The 19,673-nt window shown below is 66.8% G+C and carries 21 protein-coding genes; 9 read left to right on the forward strand and 12 right to left on the reverse strand.

Annotation, left to right across the window (positions count from 1 at the left end):
• The first annotated feature begins 17 nt into the window (after positions 1–17).
• Positions 18–680: a PadR family transcriptional regulator gene (locus OHB26_RS04895; RefSeq protein WP_330183046.1), complete on the forward strand. Its 663-nt coding sequence runs from the start codon at positions 18–20 to the stop codon at positions 678–680.
• Positions 681–880: 200 nt separating this feature from the next.
• Positions 881–2,098 carry an FAD-dependent oxidoreductase gene (locus OHB26_RS04900; RefSeq protein WP_330183047.1) on the forward strand — a complete coding sequence of 406 codons (1,218 nt, stop codon included), beginning with the start codon at positions 881–883 and terminating at the stop codon, positions 2,096–2,098.
• 141 nt (positions 2,099–2,239) lie between these two features.
• On the opposite strand, the gene OHB26_RS04905 is transcribed toward OHB26_RS04900, so the two are convergent.
• Both OHB26_RS04905 and OHB26_RS04910 read right to left on the reverse strand, forming a co-directional pair.
• A complete protein-coding gene (locus OHB26_RS04905; protein ID WP_330183048.1) occupies positions 2,240–4,276 on the reverse strand; it encodes an MDR family MFS transporter in 2,037 nt (678 codons plus the stop codon).
• Positions 4,277–4,352: 76 nt separating this feature from the next.
• Positions 4,353–5,009, reverse strand: a complete 657-nt coding sequence (locus OHB26_RS04910) for a TetR/AcrR family transcriptional regulator (RefSeq protein WP_330183049.1) — start codon at positions 5,007–5,009, stop codon at positions 4,353–4,355.
• 73 nt (positions 5,010–5,082) lie between these two features.
• Between OHB26_RS04910 and OHB26_RS04915 the strand changes: the two genes are divergently transcribed.
• The 4 genes from OHB26_RS04915 (at position 5,083) to OHB26_RS04930 (ending at position 7,939) form a co-directional block, all read left to right on the forward strand.
• Positions 5,083–6,021 (forward strand): sigma-70 family RNA polymerase sigma factor, encoded by a 939-nt coding sequence (locus tag OHB26_RS04915; RefSeq protein ID WP_330183050.1) that lies wholly within the window; start codon positions 5,083–5,085, stop codon positions 6,019–6,021.
• A 91-nt stretch (positions 6,022–6,112) separates the two neighbouring features.
• Positions 6,113–6,988, forward strand: a complete 876-nt coding sequence (locus tag OHB26_RS04920; protein WP_330183051.1) for an oxidoreductase — start codon at positions 6,113–6,115, stop codon at positions 6,986–6,988.
• 73 nt (positions 6,989–7,061) lie between these two features.
• Positions 7,062–7,535 carry a transcriptional regulator gene (locus OHB26_RS04925; RefSeq protein WP_330183052.1) on the forward strand — a complete coding sequence of 158 codons (474 nt, stop codon included), beginning with the start codon at positions 7,062–7,064 and terminating at the stop codon, positions 7,533–7,535.
• Positions 7,532–7,939, forward strand: a complete 408-nt coding sequence (locus tag OHB26_RS04930) for a DUF3817 domain-containing protein (protein ID WP_330183053.1) — start codon at positions 7,532–7,534, stop codon at positions 7,937–7,939. Before OHB26_RS04925 ends, OHB26_RS04930 begins: the two co-directional genes overlap by 4 nt.
• Before the next feature lie 86 nt (positions 7,940–8,025).
• Here the strand turns inward: OHB26_RS04930 and OHB26_RS04935 are convergent, their stop codons facing one another.
• The 10 genes from OHB26_RS04935 to clpS form a co-directional block, all read right to left on the reverse strand.
• Positions 8,026–8,634, reverse strand: a complete 609-nt coding sequence (locus OHB26_RS04935) for a non-canonical purine NTP pyrophosphatase (RefSeq protein ID WP_330183054.1) — start codon at positions 8,632–8,634, stop codon at positions 8,026–8,028.
• On the reverse strand, positions 8,634–9,407 hold the full coding sequence (rph, locus tag OHB26_RS04940) for a ribonuclease PH (protein ID WP_067574167.1): 774 nt from the start codon (positions 9,405–9,407) through the stop codon (positions 8,634–8,636). The genes OHB26_RS04935 and rph overlap by 1 nt, the downstream gene beginning before the upstream one ends.
• Before the next feature lie 28 nt (positions 9,408–9,435).
• Positions 9,436–10,200 carry a cyclic nucleotide-degrading phosphodiesterase gene (locus OHB26_RS04945; RefSeq protein ID WP_330185498.1) on the reverse strand — a complete coding sequence of 255 codons (765 nt, stop codon included), beginning with the start codon at positions 10,198–10,200 and terminating at the stop codon, positions 9,436–9,438.
• 74 nt (positions 10,201–10,274) lie between these two features.
• Positions 10,275–10,976 (reverse strand): rhomboid family intramembrane serine protease, encoded by a 702-nt coding sequence (locus OHB26_RS04950; protein WP_330183055.1) that lies wholly within the window; start codon positions 10,974–10,976, stop codon positions 10,275–10,277.
• Positions 10,977–11,072: 96 nt separating this feature from the next.
• The gene (locus OHB26_RS04955; protein WP_330183056.1) at positions 11,073–12,035 is read right to left on the reverse strand and encodes a cysteine synthase; all 963 of its coding nucleotides are present in this window, start codon (positions 12,033–12,035) and stop codon (positions 11,073–11,075) included.
• Complete coding sequence (locus OHB26_RS04960) at positions 12,036–12,335, reverse strand: MoaD/ThiS family protein (protein ID WP_330183057.1); 300 nt, start codon at positions 12,333–12,335, stop codon at positions 12,036–12,038.
• Between the two features lie 31 nt (positions 12,336–12,366).
• Positions 12,367–12,816 carry a M67 family metallopeptidase gene (locus OHB26_RS04965; protein WP_330183058.1) on the reverse strand — a complete coding sequence of 150 codons (450 nt, stop codon included), beginning with the start codon at positions 12,814–12,816 and terminating at the stop codon, positions 12,367–12,369.
• 149 nt (positions 12,817–12,965) lie between these two features.
• On the reverse strand, positions 12,966–14,027 hold the full coding sequence (locus tag OHB26_RS04970; RefSeq protein WP_330183059.1) for a P1 family peptidase: 1,062 nt from the start codon (positions 14,025–14,027) through the stop codon (positions 12,966–12,968).
• Positions 14,028–14,063: 36 nt separating this feature from the next.
• Positions 14,064–14,633 carry an oxidative stress transcriptional regulator AosR gene (gene aosR / locus OHB26_RS04975; RefSeq protein WP_067574202.1) on the reverse strand — a complete coding sequence of 190 codons (570 nt, stop codon included), beginning with the start codon at positions 14,631–14,633 and terminating at the stop codon, positions 14,064–14,066.
• A 22-nt stretch (positions 14,634–14,655) separates the two neighbouring features.
• The gene (gene clpS / locus OHB26_RS04980; protein WP_442942855.1) at positions 14,656–15,033 is read right to left on the reverse strand and encodes an ATP-dependent Clp protease adapter ClpS; all 378 of its coding nucleotides are present in this window, start codon (positions 15,031–15,033) and stop codon (positions 14,656–14,658) included.
• Positions 15,034–15,178: 145 nt separating this feature from the next.
• On the opposite strand from clpS, the gene OHB26_RS04985 reads away from it, so the two are divergent.
• The 3 genes from OHB26_RS04985 (at position 15,179) to OHB26_RS04995 (ending at position 19,621) form a co-directional block, all read left to right on the forward strand.
• Entirely contained in the window at positions 15,179–16,540 is a 1,362-nt protein-coding gene (locus OHB26_RS04985; protein WP_442942856.1) for a nicotinate phosphoribosyltransferase, read from the forward strand.
• Between the two features lie 209 nt (positions 16,541–16,749).
• Entirely contained in the window at positions 16,750–17,319 is a 570-nt protein-coding gene (locus tag OHB26_RS04990; RefSeq protein ID WP_330183061.1) for a nicotinamidase, read from the forward strand.
• Between the two features lie 235 nt (positions 17,320–17,554).
• The gene (locus OHB26_RS04995) at positions 17,555–19,621 is read left to right on the forward strand and encodes an ATP-dependent DNA helicase (protein ID WP_330183062.1); all 2,067 of its coding nucleotides are present in this window, start codon (positions 17,555–17,557) and stop codon (positions 19,619–19,621) included.
• The last annotated feature ends 52 nt before the right edge of the window (positions 19,622–19,673 follow it).

Raw genomic sequence — 19,673 nt, forward strand, 5'->3', positions numbered from 1 at the left:
TAAAGGAGGTGCCGGAGATGGCCCGCAAACGCAAAGTCGGAAATCTGATGGCACTGGCCGTGCTGTCCGTCCTGGCCATCGCGCCCATGCATCGCTACGAGATCGCCGGGCGGTTGCGGGAGTACGGCAAGGACCACGACATGGGCGTCAAGTGGGGTTCGCTGTACACCGTTGTCGACAACCTCACCAAACACGGATTCCTCGAGGTCACCGGCAGCGAACGCGACGGCGCCCGCCCCGAACGCACCATCTATCGGATCACCGAGGCCGGTCGGGCCGAACTCGCCGACTGGACCCGCGAACTCATCGCCAGCCCCGAACCCGAGCAGCGCCCCTTCATGGCCGGCCTCTCGGTGCTCTCGGTACTGCCGCCGGATGAGGTCGTCGGACTCCTCACCGACCGAATCACCAAGCTGGAGAGCACAATCGATGCCTCCAAGACCCAATTGGCCGCACTGGAAGGCTCATTGCCGCGCCTTTTCCTGATCGAAGACGACTATGAGCTGGCCATGCTGACCGCCGAGGCGAATTGGGCTCGCGCACTGCGTGATTCACTCGCCGACGGCACCTTCCCGCAGGTCGAGATGTGGCGGACCTGGCATCGCGACGGGGTCACCCCCGCCGAGGCCTCCGCAATGGTGGAGGGAGGACTGCTCGGCGAGCAGACGCCGCCGGACTGACAACACCGGACCGACGACAAGAACCGGGCCCCGACGAAGGTGCTGCAACACCACCGCCGAGACCCGGGAACACACCTTCCCGATCCGTGCTCGTGCAGGCGAACTCGTACCGAGTTTGGCAACTACAGGATAACTGGGTTCTCCGCGCGCGCTCTGATTCGGGGTTATTCCAAACCTTCGAACATTCAGGGAGACAACCCATGTCCACGACAAATCCACGCGCGATTCGCTCCGCCCTCGTCATCGGCGGCGGCATCTCCGGACCGGTCACCGCGACCGCGTTGACCAAGGCCGGAATCGAGGCGCGCGTCTTCGAGGCGTACCCCGGCCCCGCCTACGGCATCGGCTCCAATCTCGCCCTCGCCCCGAACGGGGTCGCCGCGCTCGACATCATCGGCGCGGGTGAGGCGGTGCGCGCGGTCGCCGCACCGATCCACACCAGCTCGATGTCCGTCAACAGCAAGAACGTCGCACTGCCCGGGCTGACCGGGGTGGAACCACTGTGCCTGGTCGATCGGCCGGATCTGCATGTGGCACTACACGATACGGCCGTCTCCAATGGCGTTCAGTTCGAGTACAACAAGAAATTGATCGACGTCGAGGAGCATGCGGACGGGGTCACCGCGCACTTCGCCGACGGCAGCAGCGCCACCGGGGATGTGCTCATCGGCGCGGACGGTATTCGCTCCACCGTGCGCACCCTCATCGATCCGGATGCCCCCGGACCGACCTACCTGGGCATGCTGGGCTTCGGCGCGTACACCGAGATCTCCAACCCCATCCCGCCGGGGAATATGACCTTCGCCTTCGGCAAGCGCGGCTACTACCTGTACTGGACCATGCCCGACGGGCGGGCCGCGTGGGGTGCGAATCTGCCGCACGAGAAGTACATGTCGCTCTCGGAGGCGCGGACCGTGCCCAATGCGGAGTGGCTGCGCATCCTGCGCGAGGTCTACTCCGATGACACCCCCGGCGCGGAATTGGCTCGCAATACCAAGCCGGAGGAACTGATGGTGGTGGGCGCGCTGCACATCATGCCGAAGGTGCCGCACTGGTACCGCGGGCGCATGGTGCTCACCGGCGATGCCGTGCACGCGCCCAGCAATACCTCCGGGCAGGGCGGGTCGATGGCCATCGAGAGCGCCGTCGAATTGGCGCGCTGCCTGCGCGATATCGAGGATCCGACAACGGCTTTCGCCACCTACGAGGCGCTGCGGCGGCCCCGGGTGGAGGGGGTGGCCGATCGGGTCAAGCGGATGAATCACACCAAGGCGGCGGGGCCGGTGACCCGGGCGTTCATGGGGATGATCATGCCGATGATGTTCAAGCGGATGGATCCGGAGAAGGCATTCGGGCATGAACAGCGGTTCCGGATCGACTGGGATGCTCCGGTGCGACCGGTGCGCGCAGTCGCCTGACCTCTGAAACACGCTGTCCCGCTGCGGTTATCGCAGCGGGACAGCGGGGTGTGGATCCCGGCCAAAAGCATGCCGGGATGACGGGGGTGATTTCGCCGAGAGGACGGGGCGCCGACCGGCAGCAGCTTGGGATGGGTGTTCTCAGCCTCTGGCGGGAAGGGCGTCGGGGCGGTCGGCCTCGTCGAGGAGTTTGGTGGCGATATTGTCGATGCTCTGATCGAAGAGGGCGCGCTCCTCGGGATCGGTGAGATCCCAGTCGCCGAGCTGGTTTTCGAGCCAGCGCTTCCAGGCGACCTGCACGGTATCGACCTCGCGCAGGCCACGCTCGGTGAGCGTCAGTTCCTTGCCGTCCAGGCGGACCAACCCCTCGCGCTGCGCCTTCTCGAAGACCGGTTCCACCAATTCCGCTGGTATCCAATGGGTTTTGGCGATGTCCGATACCGTCACCGAGCCACGCAGGCGTTGATACATGCGGACCTGTCCGAGCGCCCACGCCTCATCCCGGCCGAGCGCACTGCCCGCCGCCGCGAGGATTCCCGGTTCGGGCACGGCATTGTCACGCAGCTTGCGCAGCACCCGGACGATGGCCCGCTCCATCTGCACCCCGTTATCGGGTGAATCCGGTACCGCCCACCCCTCGCCGACATCGGTGGCCTCACCGCGCGAACTATCGCGCAGCGGTACCTCTTTCAACAGCCAGGCGATGAGGAACCCCAGGACCGCGACCGGCACCACCCAGCGGAAGACGTAATCGATCGAGGTGGCGTAGGCGTCGACGATCGGCATGGCCTGCTCCGGCGGCAGCGCGCGCAGCGCCTGCGGATTCTGCGCGACCTCCGGCGGCACCTTCGCCTCCATGAGTGCCGTACCCAGATGCGGCCCAAGCTGATTCGAGTACAGCGTGCCGAAAACGGTGGTGCCGAAGGCGCTGCCGATGGTCCGGAAGAAGGTCACACCGGAGGTCGCGGTGCCCAGATCCGAATACGGCACGCTGTTCTGCACCGCGATGGTCAGCACCTGCATGGCCAGACCGATACCCAAACCCAGAATCAGCATGTACAGCGACTGCAACCAGAAGCCGGTGCTCGCATCCATGGTCGACATGAGGAACAGGCCCACCGCCATGACGGCGGTACCGGCGATCGGGAACAACTTGTACCGCCCGGTGCGACCCACGATGGTGCCGGAAAGGATTGAGGTGGTGAACAATCCGACCACCAGCGGCAAGGTCTGCACGCCGGACGCGGTTGCCGAGACGCCCTTCACGTATTGCAGGAACGCGGGCAGATAGGTCATCGCGCCGAGCATGGCGAAGCCGACGATGAAGCTCAGGATCGAGCAGATGGTGAATACATTGCTGCGGAACAGCCGCATCGGCAGCATGGGCTCCTGCGCCCGCAACTCCACCGCCACGAAAGCCGCCAGCGCCACCACCGCGGCCGCGAACAGACCGAGGATCATGCCCGAACCCCACGCGTATTCCTGTCCGCCCCACTCCAATCCGAGGATCAGGCAGGTGACGCCGATGGCGATGAGCGCGATGCCGAGATAGTCGACCAGCGGTTTGACCGCATTGCGCACCACCGGAATCGTGCGCGCCGCGACGAGAATCATGATGACCGCGATCGGCACGTTCACGTAGAAGCACCAGCGCCAGCTCAGATGATCGGTGAACAGGCCGCCCAGGGTCGGGCCGACCACCGTGGTCACGCCGAAGACCGCGCCCAGCGCGCCCTGGTACTGACCGCGTTCGCGCAGTGGAATCACATCGGCGATGAGCGCCATGGAGGTCACCATGAGCCCGCCCGCGCCGAGTCCCTGTACGGCTCGGGCAATGATCAGCAACTCCATGCCGTGCGCCATGCCGGCGACGATCGAGCCGAGAATGAAGATGGCTCCGCTGAGTTGGAAGATCAGTTTGCGGCCGAACAGGTCACCGAGCTTTCCGGCCAGCGCGGTGGCGATCGCCTCCGCCACCAGATAGGCGGTGACCACCCATGCCATATGGCCCGCACCGCCCAGATCGGCGACGATGGTCGGCAGGGCGGTGGAGACGATGGTCGAGTCGAGTGCCGCCATGAGCATCCCGAGCACCACGGTGCCGAAGATGACATTGATCCTGGCCCGGCTCAGAGGCTGGGGCACGGAGGAGGCGACGGCCGCGCTGGCACCGGTCATCGGCCCAGTATGTTTCGCTCATAAGCCGATGAACAGCAACGACACGGCTAACAGCTGCTTCGCGTGCACGGCAGTATCACTTCGCACATACCGCGTAGTCGCCCAGCGCCGGCTCGAGGGTCGCGAAGGCGTCGGCGATATATCCGGTCAGCGCGGCGGCGATGGCGTCGTTGGATTCGCCCGCAACCGTACGGCGCAGGGTCTCGTCGAAGAGGGCGCGATGAATGCCACCGAACAGGGCGGCCGCGATACGCGGCGTGAAATCGCCGGGGGCGGAGGCTGTTTCGACCGCGAGAGCCTCCGCGAGGCGGCGTTCGCGCTCATCGTGGAACTCGCGCAACCGAGCCACCAGCGCCGGGCTGCCGGTGATCAGCCGGGCGAACTCCGGACCGGAGAAGCCGGCCACCGCATCCTGGTCCGCCGCCGCGGACAGGTAGGCGTCCCGCAGCGCCACCAGCGCGGATTCGCCGGGCGACCGCTCCCCGACGGTGCGCGCGAGGCTTTCGACAAAAACATCGTGCAGGTCCAGGACCAGATCTTCCTTGCGCGGAAAGTAATTGGTGACGGTCATCTTGGCGACATCCGCGGCGACCGCGATTTCGGCGATGGTGACGTTGTCATAGCCGCGCTCCAGAAACAGCAGGGTCGCGGTATTGGAGATGTTCTGCCGGGTCTGCTGCTTCTTCCGCTCCCGCAGCCCCAGCGGCCGGGTATCGGCGGTCTGTGCGCTCATACGCAGAACTATAACCGATTCCGTCATAAATTCATTGTTGACATATTTTTAGGTCGGCTCTATGTTTGTTCTCATGAGCAGCCCGATCACCCTCAGCGAAGATGCCATCAAGGACTACCTGCGCCGCATCGGCGCGACGGCACTGTTGACCGCCGAGGATGAGTACGCACTCGGGGAGCGCATCCAGGCGGGCGCACTGGCGCAGCAGAGAATCGACGAATCCGCTTCCACCGCAGTTGAACTCAGCACTTCAGAACGGCGCGCACTACAGCGCACCGTCATCGACGGCCGGAACGCGAAGGACCATATGGTGCGCGCCAATCTGCGCCTGGTGGTCTCCATCGCCAAGCACTATCCGACCCCGACCGGAATGTCACTGCTCGATCTGACCCAGGAGGGCACCGTGGGCCTGATGCGCGCGGTCGACAAGTTCGACCATCGCCGCGGTTTGAAGCTGTCGACCTACGCCACCTGGTGGATTCGGCAGTCCATCGGCCGCGCCCTGGCCGATCAGAGCCGCACGATTCGCATCCCGGTACACGTGGTGGAGGTGCTGAATCGGGCCGTTCGCACCCGGCGGGAGCTGTCGCAACAGCTCGGCCGCGAAGCCACCGTCGAGGAGATCGCCGCCGATATGGAGTTGCCGGTCGATCAGGTCCGCGAGGTCATGCGCCATGGGCGCGAACCGATTTCGCTGCACACCCCGGTCGGCGCGGAGGATGCCACCGAACTCGGCGCACTACTGGCCGATGCCGCGCCGGACCCGTCGGTCACCGTCACCGAGGGCGCGCTGCGCGGCCAACTGGGCCGGGTGCTGTCCGGCCTGCCCGAGCGGGAGGCGCAGGTCATCGCATTGCGCTACGGTCTGGACGGTGCCGAGCCGCGCACCCTGGAGGAGGTCGGCCGGCTCTTCGGCGTTTCGCGCGAGCGGATTCGCCAGATCGAGTCCAAGGCCATGCAGCGGCTGCGGCAACCGTCGCGGCGATCGGCCCTCGAGGGCATGCTCGGCTAGTCGGCCTACCACTGGAACTTACTCTGGAGTAAGGTCATGGAACCGTGTGCGACGAGGCACATCGAAAGCCGAACCTGTGAGGTCAACAGCCATGGCATGGAAGCCAAGCGAAATCTCGGACCAGTCCGGGCGCACCTTCGTGATCACCGGAGCCAATGGCGGCATCGGCGAGCAGACCACCAAGGTGCTCGCGAGCAAGGGTGCGACCGTCATCATGGCCTGCCGCAATACCGCCAAGGCGCAGGAGGTCGCCGACGGTATCGAGGGCGATGTGCGGGTCGCGGCACTGGATCTGGCCAGCCTCGCCTCGGTGCGTGAATTCGCGGACAGCACAGGCGAATTCGATGTGCTCATCAACAACGCCGGACTGATGAACATCCCGTTCTCGCGCACCGTGGACGGCTTCGAAACCCAGTGGGGCGTCAACCATCTCGGCCACTACGCGCTCACCGGACTGCTGCTCGACAAGATCGGCGACCGGGTCGTCACCCTGTCCTCCATCGCGCACAAGCAGACCCCGAAGCTGTGGATCGACGACCTGAACTACGAGAACCGCAGGTACCAGCGCAATCTCGCGTACGCGCAGTCCAAGCTGTCCAACCTGATGTTCGCCCGGGAACTACAGCGCCGCCTCACCGCGGCCGGATCGAGCAAGCGCTCCTACGGCGTGCACCCCGGTGTCTCGGCGACCGATCTCTTCGCGCGCACCGAAACCCCACTGGACAAGATTTCCAAGCCCTTCGTCCGCCTGGTCGGCCACTCCCCCGCCAAAGCGGCGCACTCCTCCCTCTTCGCGGCCACCATGCCCGACGCCGACCCGACCATCTACTGGGGCCCGGCCCGCCTGATGGGCAACAAGGGCCCCGTCGAACCCTGCCCGTCGAGCAAGCTCTCCCAGAACCAGGACCTGTGGCGCCGACTCTGGGAAGAGTCCGAACGCCTCACCGGCGTCACCTACAAGTTCTGAGCGTGCGGCTCTTCCGATAGTGCGACATACCTGCCTACTACGTGGGCCGTAGTAGGCAGGTACCGTGGGGAGCGTGTCCGCTGCTCCCCACCGCCGTCCGGCCCTGATCGTGTTCGTGGTCGTGGCGTTCGTGGCCTGCCTGGGCCTCGGGTGGTGGCAGTGGGGGCGGTACGAATCCGGCAGCGGTACGGGTCAGAATCTCGGATACGCCTTGCAGTGGCCGCTCTTCGCGGGCTTCGTGGTCTGGGCGTACCTCCGATTCGTGCGGCTGGAGAAGGATGCTCGGGAGGCTGAGTCGGAAACCTCGGCCACCGAGGGAGCACCCGCCACCCGGAGCGCATCCGCGCCCCGGCCCAAGCGGCCGAAACCGGTCGCGCCGCGTGAGATTCCGGCCGGATTGCTGCCCGAGCGGCCCAGAGCGGTCGCCGAGGACGATCCGCAGACCGCCGAATACAACAGGTACCTGGCCGATCTGCACGCCAGCGATCTGGATCAGCAGATTCAGGACGCCGGGCTGCGCAACCACCCCGAAAGGAGCGCCGGGTGACCGCGCGCGACAACTCCCAGGCCCCCGTCGCGACCGGTGAGGCCACCCTCGCGCCCCGACCGCTCGGCGCGGCCGCTCCCGAGAAGATCCGCGGCGCACTGCTGCGGTACCGGATTCTGGCCTGGATCACCGGCCTCTGGCTGCTCGTGCTCACCGGTGAGGTGATCTACAAGTACCTGCTGCTCGATGACAGCAGTACCGCACCGCATTGGCTGTTCTACGTCGGTCAGGTGCACGGCATCTTCTACATGCTGTACCTGGTGATGACCATCGACCTGGGCATCAAGGCGCGGTGGAAGCCGGTCACCACGGCGCTGACCTGCCTGGCGGGCACGATTCCGTTCCTGTCCTTCGTCTTCGAGCACCTGCGCACCAAGGAAGTGAAGACCACCTTCGGGCTCTGAGCTCCAACGGGAGACTCCGTCTCCACCTCACAAGCAAACGCGCTCCCGTCCATGCGGACGGGAGCGCGTTTGCTTGATCGACGAATTCAGTTGGCGGCCAGGGCCTTCAGGGCCGGGAGCAACTGACGCAGGGCGCGGCCGCGGTGTGAGGCGGCATCCTTTTCGGCGGGGGTGAGCTGGGCCGCCGAGACGGTGCCGCCCGCCGGGATGAACAGCGGGTCGTAGCCGAAACCGCCGTCGCCCACCGGCTTTCGGGCGATGACGCCCGGCCACTCACCACGCACGACCTCTTCGACACCGTCCGCGACCAGCGCGCACGCGGAGACGAAGCTGCCACCGCGACGCTCGTCCGGAACATCGCCGAGCTGGGCCAGCAGCAGTGTGTTGTTGGCCTCATCGGCACCGTGCACACCGGACCAGCGCGCCGAGAGCACTCCGGGCATTCCGTTGAGCGCGTCCACCGCGATACCGGAATCGTCTGCGACGCAGGGCAATCCGGTGGCGGCGAAGCCGTCACGCGCCTTGGCGAGGGCGTTCTCCTCGAAGGTCGCACCGGTTTCGGGCGCCTCCTCGTACTCGGGCACGTCGTTCAGCCCGACGATCTCGACGCCCGCGATTCCGGCCTCATCGAGAATGCGGCGTAATTCGTTCAGCTTCTTGGCATTTCGGCTGGCGACCAGGACGCGGCGGGACATCAGGACTTCTTCTTCCCCTCGGACGGCTCCGGGAGCACGCCCGGGTACGGCAGGGCGAGCGCCTCCTTCTGCACCTGGAAGATCTGCTCACAACCCGCGAGCGCGGAGTCGAGCAGCTTGTCCAGGGTGGAGCGCGGGAAGGTCGCGCCCTCACCGGTGCCCTGGATCTCGACCAGGGTGCCGGTATCGGTGGCGACCACATTCATATCGACCTCGGCGCGCGAATCCTCCTCGTAGGGAAGATCCAGCCGCACCCGGCCATCCACCACGCCGACGCTCACCGCGGCGATGGCACAGGAGATGGGCTGCGGATCGGTCAGCTGTCCGGCCGCGCCCAGGTAGGTGATGGCATCCGAAAGCGCCACATACGCTCCGGTAATGGCCGCGGTGCGGGTGCCGCCGTCGGCCTGCAGCACATCACAGTCCACCGCGATGGTGTTCTCGCCGATGGTCGAGAGGTCGATGCAGGCGCGCAGTGAGCGCCCGATCAGCCGGGAGATCTCCTGGGTGCGACCGCCGACCTTGCCCTTCACCGACTCACGCCCCGACCGGGTGTGGGTGGCGGCGGGCAGCATGGCGTATTCGGCCGTCAGCCAGCCCAATCCGGAGTCGCGCCGCCACGGCGGCACCCCGTCGGTGACGCTCGCTGTACACATGACCCGGGTCCCGCCGAACTCGACCAGCACCGATCCCGCCGGATGCGTGGTGAACCCACGGGTGATCCTTACCTCGCGGAGTTCGTCATCCGCCCTGCCATCGGCTCGTTTAGACACGGGCCTCAGCCTAACGTGCGGGGCGGACTCAGATTTCGAAGACCTCGCCGGGGGAAACCGCGTGCACCGGACCGCTGAAGACGGCCTTCGCCTCGGCGATCACATCCTCGCGGGAGGTCCACGGCGGAATATGGGTGAGCAGCAGTTCACCGACGCCCGCCTCGGCGGCGATCATGCCCGCCTCGGTGCCCGAGAGATGGATACCCGGGGGACGATTCGCCGGATCGTGCGTCCAGGACGCCTCGGCGAGCAGCACATCCGCGCCGCGGGCCAGGTCGTAGACCTCGGGGCAGATGGCCGTGTCGCCGGTGTAGACGAAGGTCTTGCCCGCGGCGGTATTGATGCGCAGACCGTAGGACTCCGGCGGGTGAAACATGCGCCGCGCCTCGACGGTATGGCCGGGACCGAACGGAATCGGCTCGCCCACCGCCCACTGCCGCATATCGATCACATCGGACCAGTCGTCGGTCTCGCCGCCGATCTCGGCGGAGGCGTTGCCGATCCGCAGCGAGGTGTCGGACGGGCCGTAGACGATGGCCTTACCGGTCGGCGGATTCGGATGGTAGCGCCGCCACACCAGCAGACCCGGCAGATCCAGGCAGTGATCGGCATGTAGATGCGTGAGGAAGATATCCACCTCACCCGGATCCAGATAGCGCTGCAGCGCACCGAGAACGCCGGGGCCGAAATCGATCACGGTGGGAGTCATATCCGGGCCGGTGAGCAGATATCCCGACGCCGGGGAATCCGGGCCGGACACACTGCCCGAGCACCCGATCACGGTGAGGCGCATTCCCCCATGCTGCCACGCTGCTGTCTCAGTCAAGGAGGGATCCCCCAAATCGCCGGCCGGGTTCACCGTCACCCCTACGCCACGAGACGGCCGACACTGGCCCCGCGACGATGACGACGTTCATCCGCTGAGAGTACCCATCCCGCAACCAAGCCACCCACCGCCCCGAAAAGATGTCCTTGCCAAGAGATTCCGGGCTGGCCAGGCAGTACGCCCCACAGAATCGACCCATACAGCAACCCCACCACCAGGCCAATGGCGATCTGCAACACATTGCGGGCGAAGATCCCGCGCGAGATCAGATAGGTGAGCCAGCCGAAAACCAACACCGACGCGCCGATGTGCACGGAGTGCGATTGGCCCGTCAACCAGGTGCCGGACTCGCCGATCACCCAGATGATGGCGGTCGCCGCGAGCCCGCGGCCGATGCCGGTGAGCAGGGTCAGCAGCCCGAGGACCAATACCGGGACGGTATTACCGATCAAATGCTCCCAATTGGCGTGCAGCACAGGACCGAAGAGAATGCCGTCCAAACCGTCGGCCTGACGGGGCTTCACACCGCCCGCGGCGTCCAGGCTGTGATCGGTGACCGAGTCGACACCCTCTACCCCGTAGAGCAGAGCCGTAAACGCGAGAATGATCGCGATCGCCCGCTGCCACAGCAGCTTCAGCACACTTCCGCCCTGCGCCGCGACCCCCGGGTTGGTCACCTGCCCGCGTAGTCGGGCGATCCGATCGGGATCGAATGACGCACCCACGCCGCCGCTGCCGCTCATAGCCGGTTCCTCCTAGGCAAGCCCTGCCGTCGAGCGTACCGCCGCCCCTTCCGCACTGACCGGCGATGAGGTGGCCGAGTGATCAGGAGACTCTGGTTACGCCCAGAGTTGGCCGTCGAGGCGATCTTCGGCTTCCTCGAGAGTGCCGTCGTACGCGCCGGTGGAGAGGTATTTCCAGCCGCCGTCGGCCACCACGAAGGCGATGTCGGCGGTCCGACCTGCCTTTTGGGCCTTCTTCGCCACCCCGAGCGCGGCGTGCAGGATCGCGCCGGTGGAGATACCGGCGAAAATGCCCTCTTCCAGGACCAATTCGCGGGTGCGGCGGACGGCGTCGTAGGGGCCCACCGAGAAGCGGGAGGTCAGCACGGACGCGTCGTAGAGCTCGGGAATGAAGCCCTCGTCGATATTGCGCAGGCCGTAGACGAGTTCGCCGTAGCGGGGCTCGGCGGCGACGATATCGATGGACGGGACCTTTTCGCGCAGGAAGCGACCCGTACCCATGAGGGTGCCCGTGGTGCCGAGGCCCGCGACGAAATGGGTGATCTCGGGGAGGTCGGCGAGGATCTCCGGGCCGGTGGTCTCGTAGTGCGCGAGGGCGTTGGCGGGATTGCCGTACTGGTAGAGCATGACCCAGTCCGGATTCTCGGCGGCGATCTGTTTGGCCAGGGCCACAGCCTGATTGGAGCCGCCCGCGGCGGGCGAGTCGATAATCCGCGCACCGAACATGGTGAGCAGCTGCCGCCGCTCCACCGAGGTGTTCTCCGGCATGACGCAGACCAGTTGATAGCCCTTCAGTTTCGCGGCCATAGCCAGCGAGATGCCGGTATTGCCGCTGGTGGGCTCGAGAATGGTGCAGCCGGGGGTGAGTTTGCCGTCGGCCTCGGCCTGCTCGATCATGCGCAGCGCGGGCCGGTCCTTGATGGAACCGGTCGGATTGCGGTCCTCGAGCTTGGCCCACAGGCGAATGTGATTGTCGCCGTCCCACTGCGGGGAAAGATTCTTCAAGCCAACCAGCGGGGTGTTGCCGAGTGTCGCGATCAGCGACTCATAGCGGGCCATCTAGCGGACGCCGCCGACGGTGTCCGATGCGCCGCCTGCGACCGCCGGAAGAATGGTGACGGTGCCGCCCTCGGGCACCTCGGCCTCGAGTCCACCGGAGAAGCGCACATCCTCGTCATCGACGTAGATATTCACGTAACGGTTGAGCTTGCCGTCCTTGAGGAGCTTGTCCTTGAGACCGGTGTGGTTGGCGTCCAGGTCGTCGATGATCGCGGCCAGGGTCGCGCCCTCGGCTTGGACGCGCTTCTCACCACCGGTGAGGGTGCGCATGATGGTGGGGATGGAGACGGTGACCGGCATTGGGGCTCCTTGGGTTTCCGGCGGAAGTTGTTCAGGCGTCGGCGGATTCGGGGTCCGACACAGCGCCGGAGTAGGCGGGCACGATCTCGATCGGCTCCTCGGTGACCACACCCTCGAGGATGCGGTAGCTGCGCAATTCGTGCTGTTCGGCATCTCGGGTGGAGATCAGCACGTAGTGCGCGTTGGGCTCGGACGCGTACGAGATATCGGTGCGGCTCGGGTACGCCTCGGTCGCGGTGTGCGAGTGGTAGACCACCACCGGCTCCTCGTCGGCATCGTCCATTTCGCGCCAGACGCGCAGCTGTTCACCGGAGTCGAAGCGGTAGAAGGTGGGTGAGCGCTCGGCATTCACCATGGCGACGAAGCGTTCGGGGCGATCGGAACCCTCGGGACCGGCGATGATGCCGCACGCCTCGTCCGGATGATCGGCGCGCGCGTGCGCGACCATTGCCTCCACCAGATCGGCCCTGATCACCAGCACAGTTCGAATCCTTCCGCTCACCGCTCGACGCGGCGCAGGAATGCGGACGGTCGAAACGCTGTCGTCAACAGGTCAGAATATTCACCTATTCCCGGCGGCCGAGATCACACCCCCGGCTGCCCGGGCGCGCTTCGAGCTCGACACCAAGATCAGACTCCGAACAACTCCGCATAGGAAGGGATTTCGGCCAGCGAGGTAGCCGAGAGGATGGCGTCGACTATGGCGCGCTCCACACAGACCGCGGCGGCGGTGCAGAGTTGGTCGAGCAGGAGCAGGTCGGCGGGGAAGGCCGGGGGCAGCGGGAAGGTCGGGGCCGGGTTCGCGGTACCGGTGGCCAAGGCGAAGAGGGTGTCGCCATCGAGGGGTGAGTGGGCCGGGCGGATGGCTCGGGCCAGACCGTCGTGCGCGGTGGTTGCCATGCGACGGCAGGCCGATGGGTCCAGGGCCGCGTCGGTGGCGATCACGCCGATGGTCGTGTTCAGGACCGTGCCCTTCACGGGGAGGGCGTTCGCGGCGGCCAGGCGCTCGGGATCGGCGGGGTGCAGGCCGAAATGTTCCGGGCCGTCGGTGCCCGCGCCCCAGGGCAATCCGGTGCGCGGGTCGAAGACCGAGCCGACGGGGTTGGCGACTATCAACGCGCCCACCGTGATTCCGGCGGCGGGACCGTCGGTGAAGCGCACCGAGGCCGTGCCGACGCCGCCTTTGATGGAGCCCGCCCGCGCTCCGGCACCGGCACCCACTGAGCCACGGGCGAATTCGGGCGCGGCGGCCTCTGCGGCGAGGAAGCCGAAATCGGTGGTGGGGCGAATGTTCCACGCGCCCACCGGAAGATCGAAGATCACCGCACCGGGCACGATCGGCACCACCCGACCGGGATCGGCCGGATCCATCGGGATGCCCTCTTGGTGCTCCTCCAGCCAGCGCATCACGCCGTCGGCGGCGGCGAGGCCGTAAGCGCTTCCGCCGGTGAGCAATACGGCATTCACCTGGCGCACGGTATTGCCGGGATCGAGCAGATCGGTCTCGCGGGTGCCGGGTCCGCCGCCGCGCACATCCACCGAGGCGGTCGCGCCGCCGGGGACGCGGACGACGGTGCAGCCGGTGGCCGCGCCGGAGCCGAGGGTGGCCGTCGGGTCGATCTCGTGATGGTGCCCGACCAGCACGCCCGCCACATCGGTGATCGAATTGTTCGGTCCCGCAATATTGTTCACGGCACGCACCTCCGAGGGCGAGGGTAATCCGGGCGGCTAGGGCATGAGTGCTTGCAGCAGCGAATCCTGCATCCAGGTGAGCCAGTGGTAGACGTCCAGGCTGGGGGCGCGCGGATCGTCCTCGTCCAGATGGTCGGGCGTATCGGCATTGATATCCAGGGCCGTGCCCAGTGCCAGGCGCACATCGTTGAGGGCGTTGAGCCAGTGATCGGCCTGCTCGGGGGTGAGCACGATCTTGCCGCCCTGCGGCGGGAGGGTCTCCAGGATCACCAGTCCGGCGGCGACCTTGGTCTCGATGATGTCGGGTTCGTGCAGGCCGCGCAGGGCGCTGTTGAGATCGGCGCGATCGGCGTCCGGGGAGCCGGGCTCGCTGCGATGGAAATCGGGCAGCAGTCGCGCGAGTCGTGGATCATCGGGCGGGGTGGTGTTGCCCGGCTGTAACCCGGTGAGCGCGGCCAGATCGTCCTCGGGGGCCGACCGGGCTCGGTCGGTGAGTAGTCCGGTCACCGCGCCCACCAGCGAGCGCAGTACCTCCGCCTCGTGGGCGTCCATTTCCGAACGGAGTTTCAGCCCGCCCAGGGAGTTCTTTCTGCTCCACTTCCGCACGGGTTCACCGTAGTCGCCCGGGTCACTGGTCACGCTGCATGGTCGCCCATAGTCCGGCCGCGTGCAGGCGTTGCACGTCGTGTTCCATCTTGTCGCGGGATCCCGACGACACGGCGGCCCTGCCCTCGTTGTGGACCTGCAGCATGAGCTCGGTTGCCTTGGCTTTGCTATAGCCGAAGAGCTTTTGGAAGATGTAGGTCACGTAATGCATGAGGTTGACCGGATCGTCCCAAACGACCGTTACCCACGGGCGGTCCTCCGCCTCCAGGATCTCGGTGTATTCGATCGCCTCCGGCATGGCCTGCGAGGCCCCCAGTACCACCCGTGCCGCCGATACCGTCCCATTCACGCCGACCGGACCGGCGGCAATCCGGACAGCATCTTCTGTGCACAGACCCATAACGTCCAGGGTACGACTCGGCTCTGTTTATTTCGCCCTCCGCTTCGCTACGGGCGGGGTTCGCGGCCCCGGGAGTCTCGGTTCTTCCCTCCCTCCGCTTCGCTCCCCCGCTCCACTCGGTCCAGAACCGAGACGGGCCGCGAACATGGTGGTGGAGCCTCTTCTCGGGCTCTCGACTTACAGTGTGAGCGTGACGATCGTTGACGGGGTCGAAAGCACCGCGCTGCTCACCGACCAGTACGAGTTGACCATGCTCGCCGCGGCGCTGGCCGACGGATCGGGGCAGCGGCAGTGCAGCTTCGAGGTGTTCGCCCGCAGGTTGCCGCATGGGCGCAGGTACGGCGTGGTGGCCGGGACCGGGCGGCTGCTCGACGCGCTGCGCGAATTCCGTTTCGGGGAGCCCGAACTCGCGATCGTCGGCGGATTCCTGGACGCGGACACCGTGGCGTGGCTGCGCGACTATCGGTTCAGCGGGGATATCGACGGATATCGCGAGGGTGAGCTCTACTTCCCCGGCTCCCCCATCCTCACCGTGCGCGGCACCTTCGCCGAATGCGTACTGCTGGAGACTCTCGCACTCTCGATCTACAACCACGACAGCGCGATCGCCGCGGCGGCCGCGCGCATGGTGAGCGCCGCCGCCGGGCGTCGCATGATCGAAATGGGTTCGCGCCGAACACATGAGCTCGCCGCACCGTCGGCCTCGCGCGCCGCGTACCTGGCGGGACTGGACGCCACCTCCAACCTGGAAGCCGTGCGTAGCTTCGGTGTTCCGGGCGCGGGCACCAGTGCGCACGCATTCACCTTGCTGCACAGCGGATCCGACGGCGAACACGAGGCCGACGCCTTCCGCAGCCAGATCGCCGCGCTGGGCGTGGGCACCACCCTGCTGGTGGACACCTTCGACATCACCCGCGGCGTGGCCACCGCCATCGAAGTGGCCGGAACCGAATTGGGCGGTGTGCGAATCGATTCCGGTGATCTCGGGGTGCTGGCGGGGCAGGTCCGCAAACAGCTCGACGCGCTCGGCGCCACCCGCACCCGCATTGTGGTGTCGGGAGATCTGGACGAATACGCGATCGCCGCACTGCGCGCCGAACCCGTGGACGTCTACGGCGTGGGCACCTCCCTGGTCACCGGATCCGGCGCGCCGACCGCCGGAATGGTCTACAAACTGGTCGAGGTCGAGGGCGTCCCGGTGGCGAAACGCAGCTCCCACAAGGAATCTCGCGGCGGCACCAAGAAAGCCGTGCGCCTGTCCCGCTCCACCGGCACCCTCGTGGAGGAGATCGTCTACCCGGCTACGGGCACCCGGCCCGAACCGAACGGCTATCAGGTTCGGGATCTGCAAGTCGCTCTGGTGCGCGGCGGCAAGGTACTGGACGATCAGCCGACCCTGCAGGAGAGCCGCGCACTCGTCGCACAGGGATTGATCAGCCTGCCCTGGGAGGGTCTCAAGCTCTCCGCCGGCGAGCCCGCCATTCCCACCACCTTCATCAGCCACTGACCTGCAGGCGTGAAAGTCGTCACCCGCCCTCGTCACTCCGGGTGACATGCCACGCCGCAGGTCAGTAGCCGAACGCCGACCGAACCCGCGCGCCGAGCCCCGCAAGTCGGGGGCCGGCTCCGCCGGATGGCGGCCTCGGCAGGTCGGGCGGCACAATGCGATACGAGCGCGAACCGGCACGGTTCGCCCCGGCCGCCCGGGAGGTCATCATGAGCCGAGCCCTGATCGTCGTCGACGTACAGAACGATTTCTGCGAAGGCGGTTCGCTCGCTGTCGCGGGCGGTGCGGCGGTGGCCGAGCGCATTACCGAATACCTCGGCGTCTCCGACTACACCGCGGTGGTCGCCACCCGCGACTTCCACATCGATCCGGGTGCGCACTTCTCCGAGAACCCGGACTACGTCGACACCTGGCCGCCGCACTGCCGAGTCGGCACGCCCGGCGCGGACTTCCACCCGGGACTCGACACGTCGCCGATCCAGGAGGTCTTCTCCAAGGGCGCGTACACCGCCGCCTACTCCGGCTTCGAAGGCACCGCCTCCGACGGCTCCACCACCCTCGCCGAGTGGCTGCGCGCCCACGCCATCGACGCCGTCGATGTCTGCGGCATAGCCACCGATCACTGCGTCCGCGCCACCGCCATGGACGCCCGCGCCGCCGGCTTCGAGACCCGCGTTCTGCTCGGCCTCACCGCCGCCGTGTCCCCCGCCACTTTGGAAACCGCCCTCGACAAACTCCGCGCATCGGGCGTCGAACTCGCGGGAACCATGGAGAGCTGAGCCGCTTCACCTGCGGTTCCCACGCGCTGATGGCTGAATGCGAGCGGGATCTGCCACCGTGGATCCCGGCCACAAGCACGCCGGGATGATGCGGCGCGACCATCCGCCCCCGAACGCGACGCGAGCATCCCCGCCACGCGACGCGACCGTCCCGGGCGGCGGGGCAGGCCCCTGGGCGGTGGGCCCACCGAGGTTTGCGCGCGGGTTGTCGGCGAGGGGCAGTAACCTGGCCGTCGTGCCTGAACTCCCTCCCGTACCGAAGCTGTTGGCCACCGCAGTCCAGGCCCTCGGGGGTAAGGAGCGCAAGGGGCAGCAGACCATGTCCGCGGCCGTGGCGCATTCGATCGATACCGGCGAACATCTCGCCGTGCAGGCGGGGACGGGTACGGGTAAGTCGCTGGCCTATCTGGTGCCGAGTCTGCGGCATGCGGTGCGGACCGGGCGGACCGTGGTGGTGTCGACGGCGACGATCGCATTGCAGCGGCAGCTGGTGGACCGGGATCTGCCGCGTTTGAGCCAGGCGCTGGCGGAGCCGCTGGGGCGGGTGGCGCAGTTCGCGATTCTCAAGGGGCGCAACAACTATCTGTGCCTGAACAAGATCAATAGCGCTATTCCGGATGAGCCCGCCGAGGCGGAGTTGTTCGACGCCTTCGCCATTTCCCGGCTCGGGCGCGAGGTACAGCGACTGCACGAATGGGTCTCCGATACCGAGACCGGGGATCGTGACGAGTTGACCCCGGGGGTGAGCGATCGCGCCTGGCGGCAGGTGAGCGTGAGTTCGCGTGAGTGCCTTGGCAAGTCGCGCTGCCCGTTCGGTCAGGACTGCTTCGCGGAGAAGGCCCGTGCCGAGTCCGGGGCCGCGGATGTGGTGGTCACCAATCACGCACTGCTGGCCATCGACGCCATCAGCGGGATCCAGGTGCTGCCCGAGCACGATGTGGTCGTCATCGACGAGGCGCACGAACTCGTCGACCGGGTCACCGGCGTCGCCACGGCGGAGCTTTCGACGGCCTCGATCAGCGCCGCCGCCAAGCGCTGCACCAAACTCATCGACGAGCAGGAGGTGGACCGGCTCGAGGGCGCGGCCGAGGCCTGGCACACCCTGCTCGACGAACTCGCCCCCGGCCGCTGGGATCGCCTACCCGACGGCGCCGCACCGGTTTTGGCGCTCATCCGCGATGCCGCCTGGAATGCGCGCACCGCGCTGGCCCCGCAGGGCGCGGTGAACAACGCGCAGGCCGATCCCGAGGGCGCGGCCGCCCGCAATCAGGCCGTGGCCGCCATCGAGGAGGTGCACGATGCCGCGGTGCGCGTGCTCACCACCTACGAGGAGCCCGATCCGGCGGCGCACCGCGATGTCATCTGGCTGGCGGTGGACGAGATGCGCGGTGTCCCGCGCCGCACTCTGCATATGGCTCCGCTGTCGGTGGGCGGACTGCTGCGCAGTCGCCTCTTCGCCACCGCCACGGTGGTTTTGACCTCGGCGACGCTTCAGGTCGGTGGCTCCTTCGACAATCTGGCGGTCACCTGGGGGCTGCCGCCGAAGTCCTCGGCCAAGGTCGATCCGGCGCTGGCGAGCGGTATCGAGGCTCCGGCCGATGATGCCAAGATGCGCTGGAATTCGGTCGATGTGGGTTCGCCGTTCGATCACGCGAAATCCGGAATCCTTTATGTGGCAAAGCATTTGCCAGCTCCCGGCCGTGACGGTCTGCCCACCGCCTATCTCGATGAGATCGAACGGCTGATCATCGCGGCCAATGGCCGCACCCTCGGGCTGTTCTCCTCCATGCGAGCGGCCAAGGCCGCCACCGAAATTCTGCGTGAACGCCTGGATACCCCCGTGCTGTGCCAGGGCGATGACGCCACCGGCGCACTCGTGAAGAAATTCGCGGAGGATCCGGAAACCTCACTCTTCGGCACCCTTTCGCTGTGGCAGGGCGTGGATGTGCCGGGCCCGTCGCTGAGTCTGGTGATCCTGGACCGGATTCCGTTCCCGCGCCCGGATGATCCGCTGCTCATAGCGCGTCAGCGCGCGGTGGAATCGCGGGGCGGTAATGGATTTCTCGCGGTGGCCGCGAATCACGCGGCGCTGTTGTTGGCGCAGGGCACGGGCCGACTGCTGCGCAGTGTGGATGATCGCGGTGTAATCGCTATTCTGGATTCGCGTCTCGCGACCGCCAGATATGGCGGATATTTGCGCGCGTCACTACCGCCCTATTGGGAAACGTCCGATCCGCAGGTGGTGACAAAGGCTTTGGAGCGTTTGACCCAAAGTGTTTCGCAGAACAAAACACCCGTGTGAGAACCCTCACAGGGGTGGTCCATACTTCCGAACAGAAGTAAATTGGCTTGCG

Source organism: Nocardia sp. NBC_01503 (assembly GCF_036327755.1).
GTDB lineage: Bacteria > Actinomycetota > Actinomycetes > Mycobacteriales > Mycobacteriaceae > Nocardia.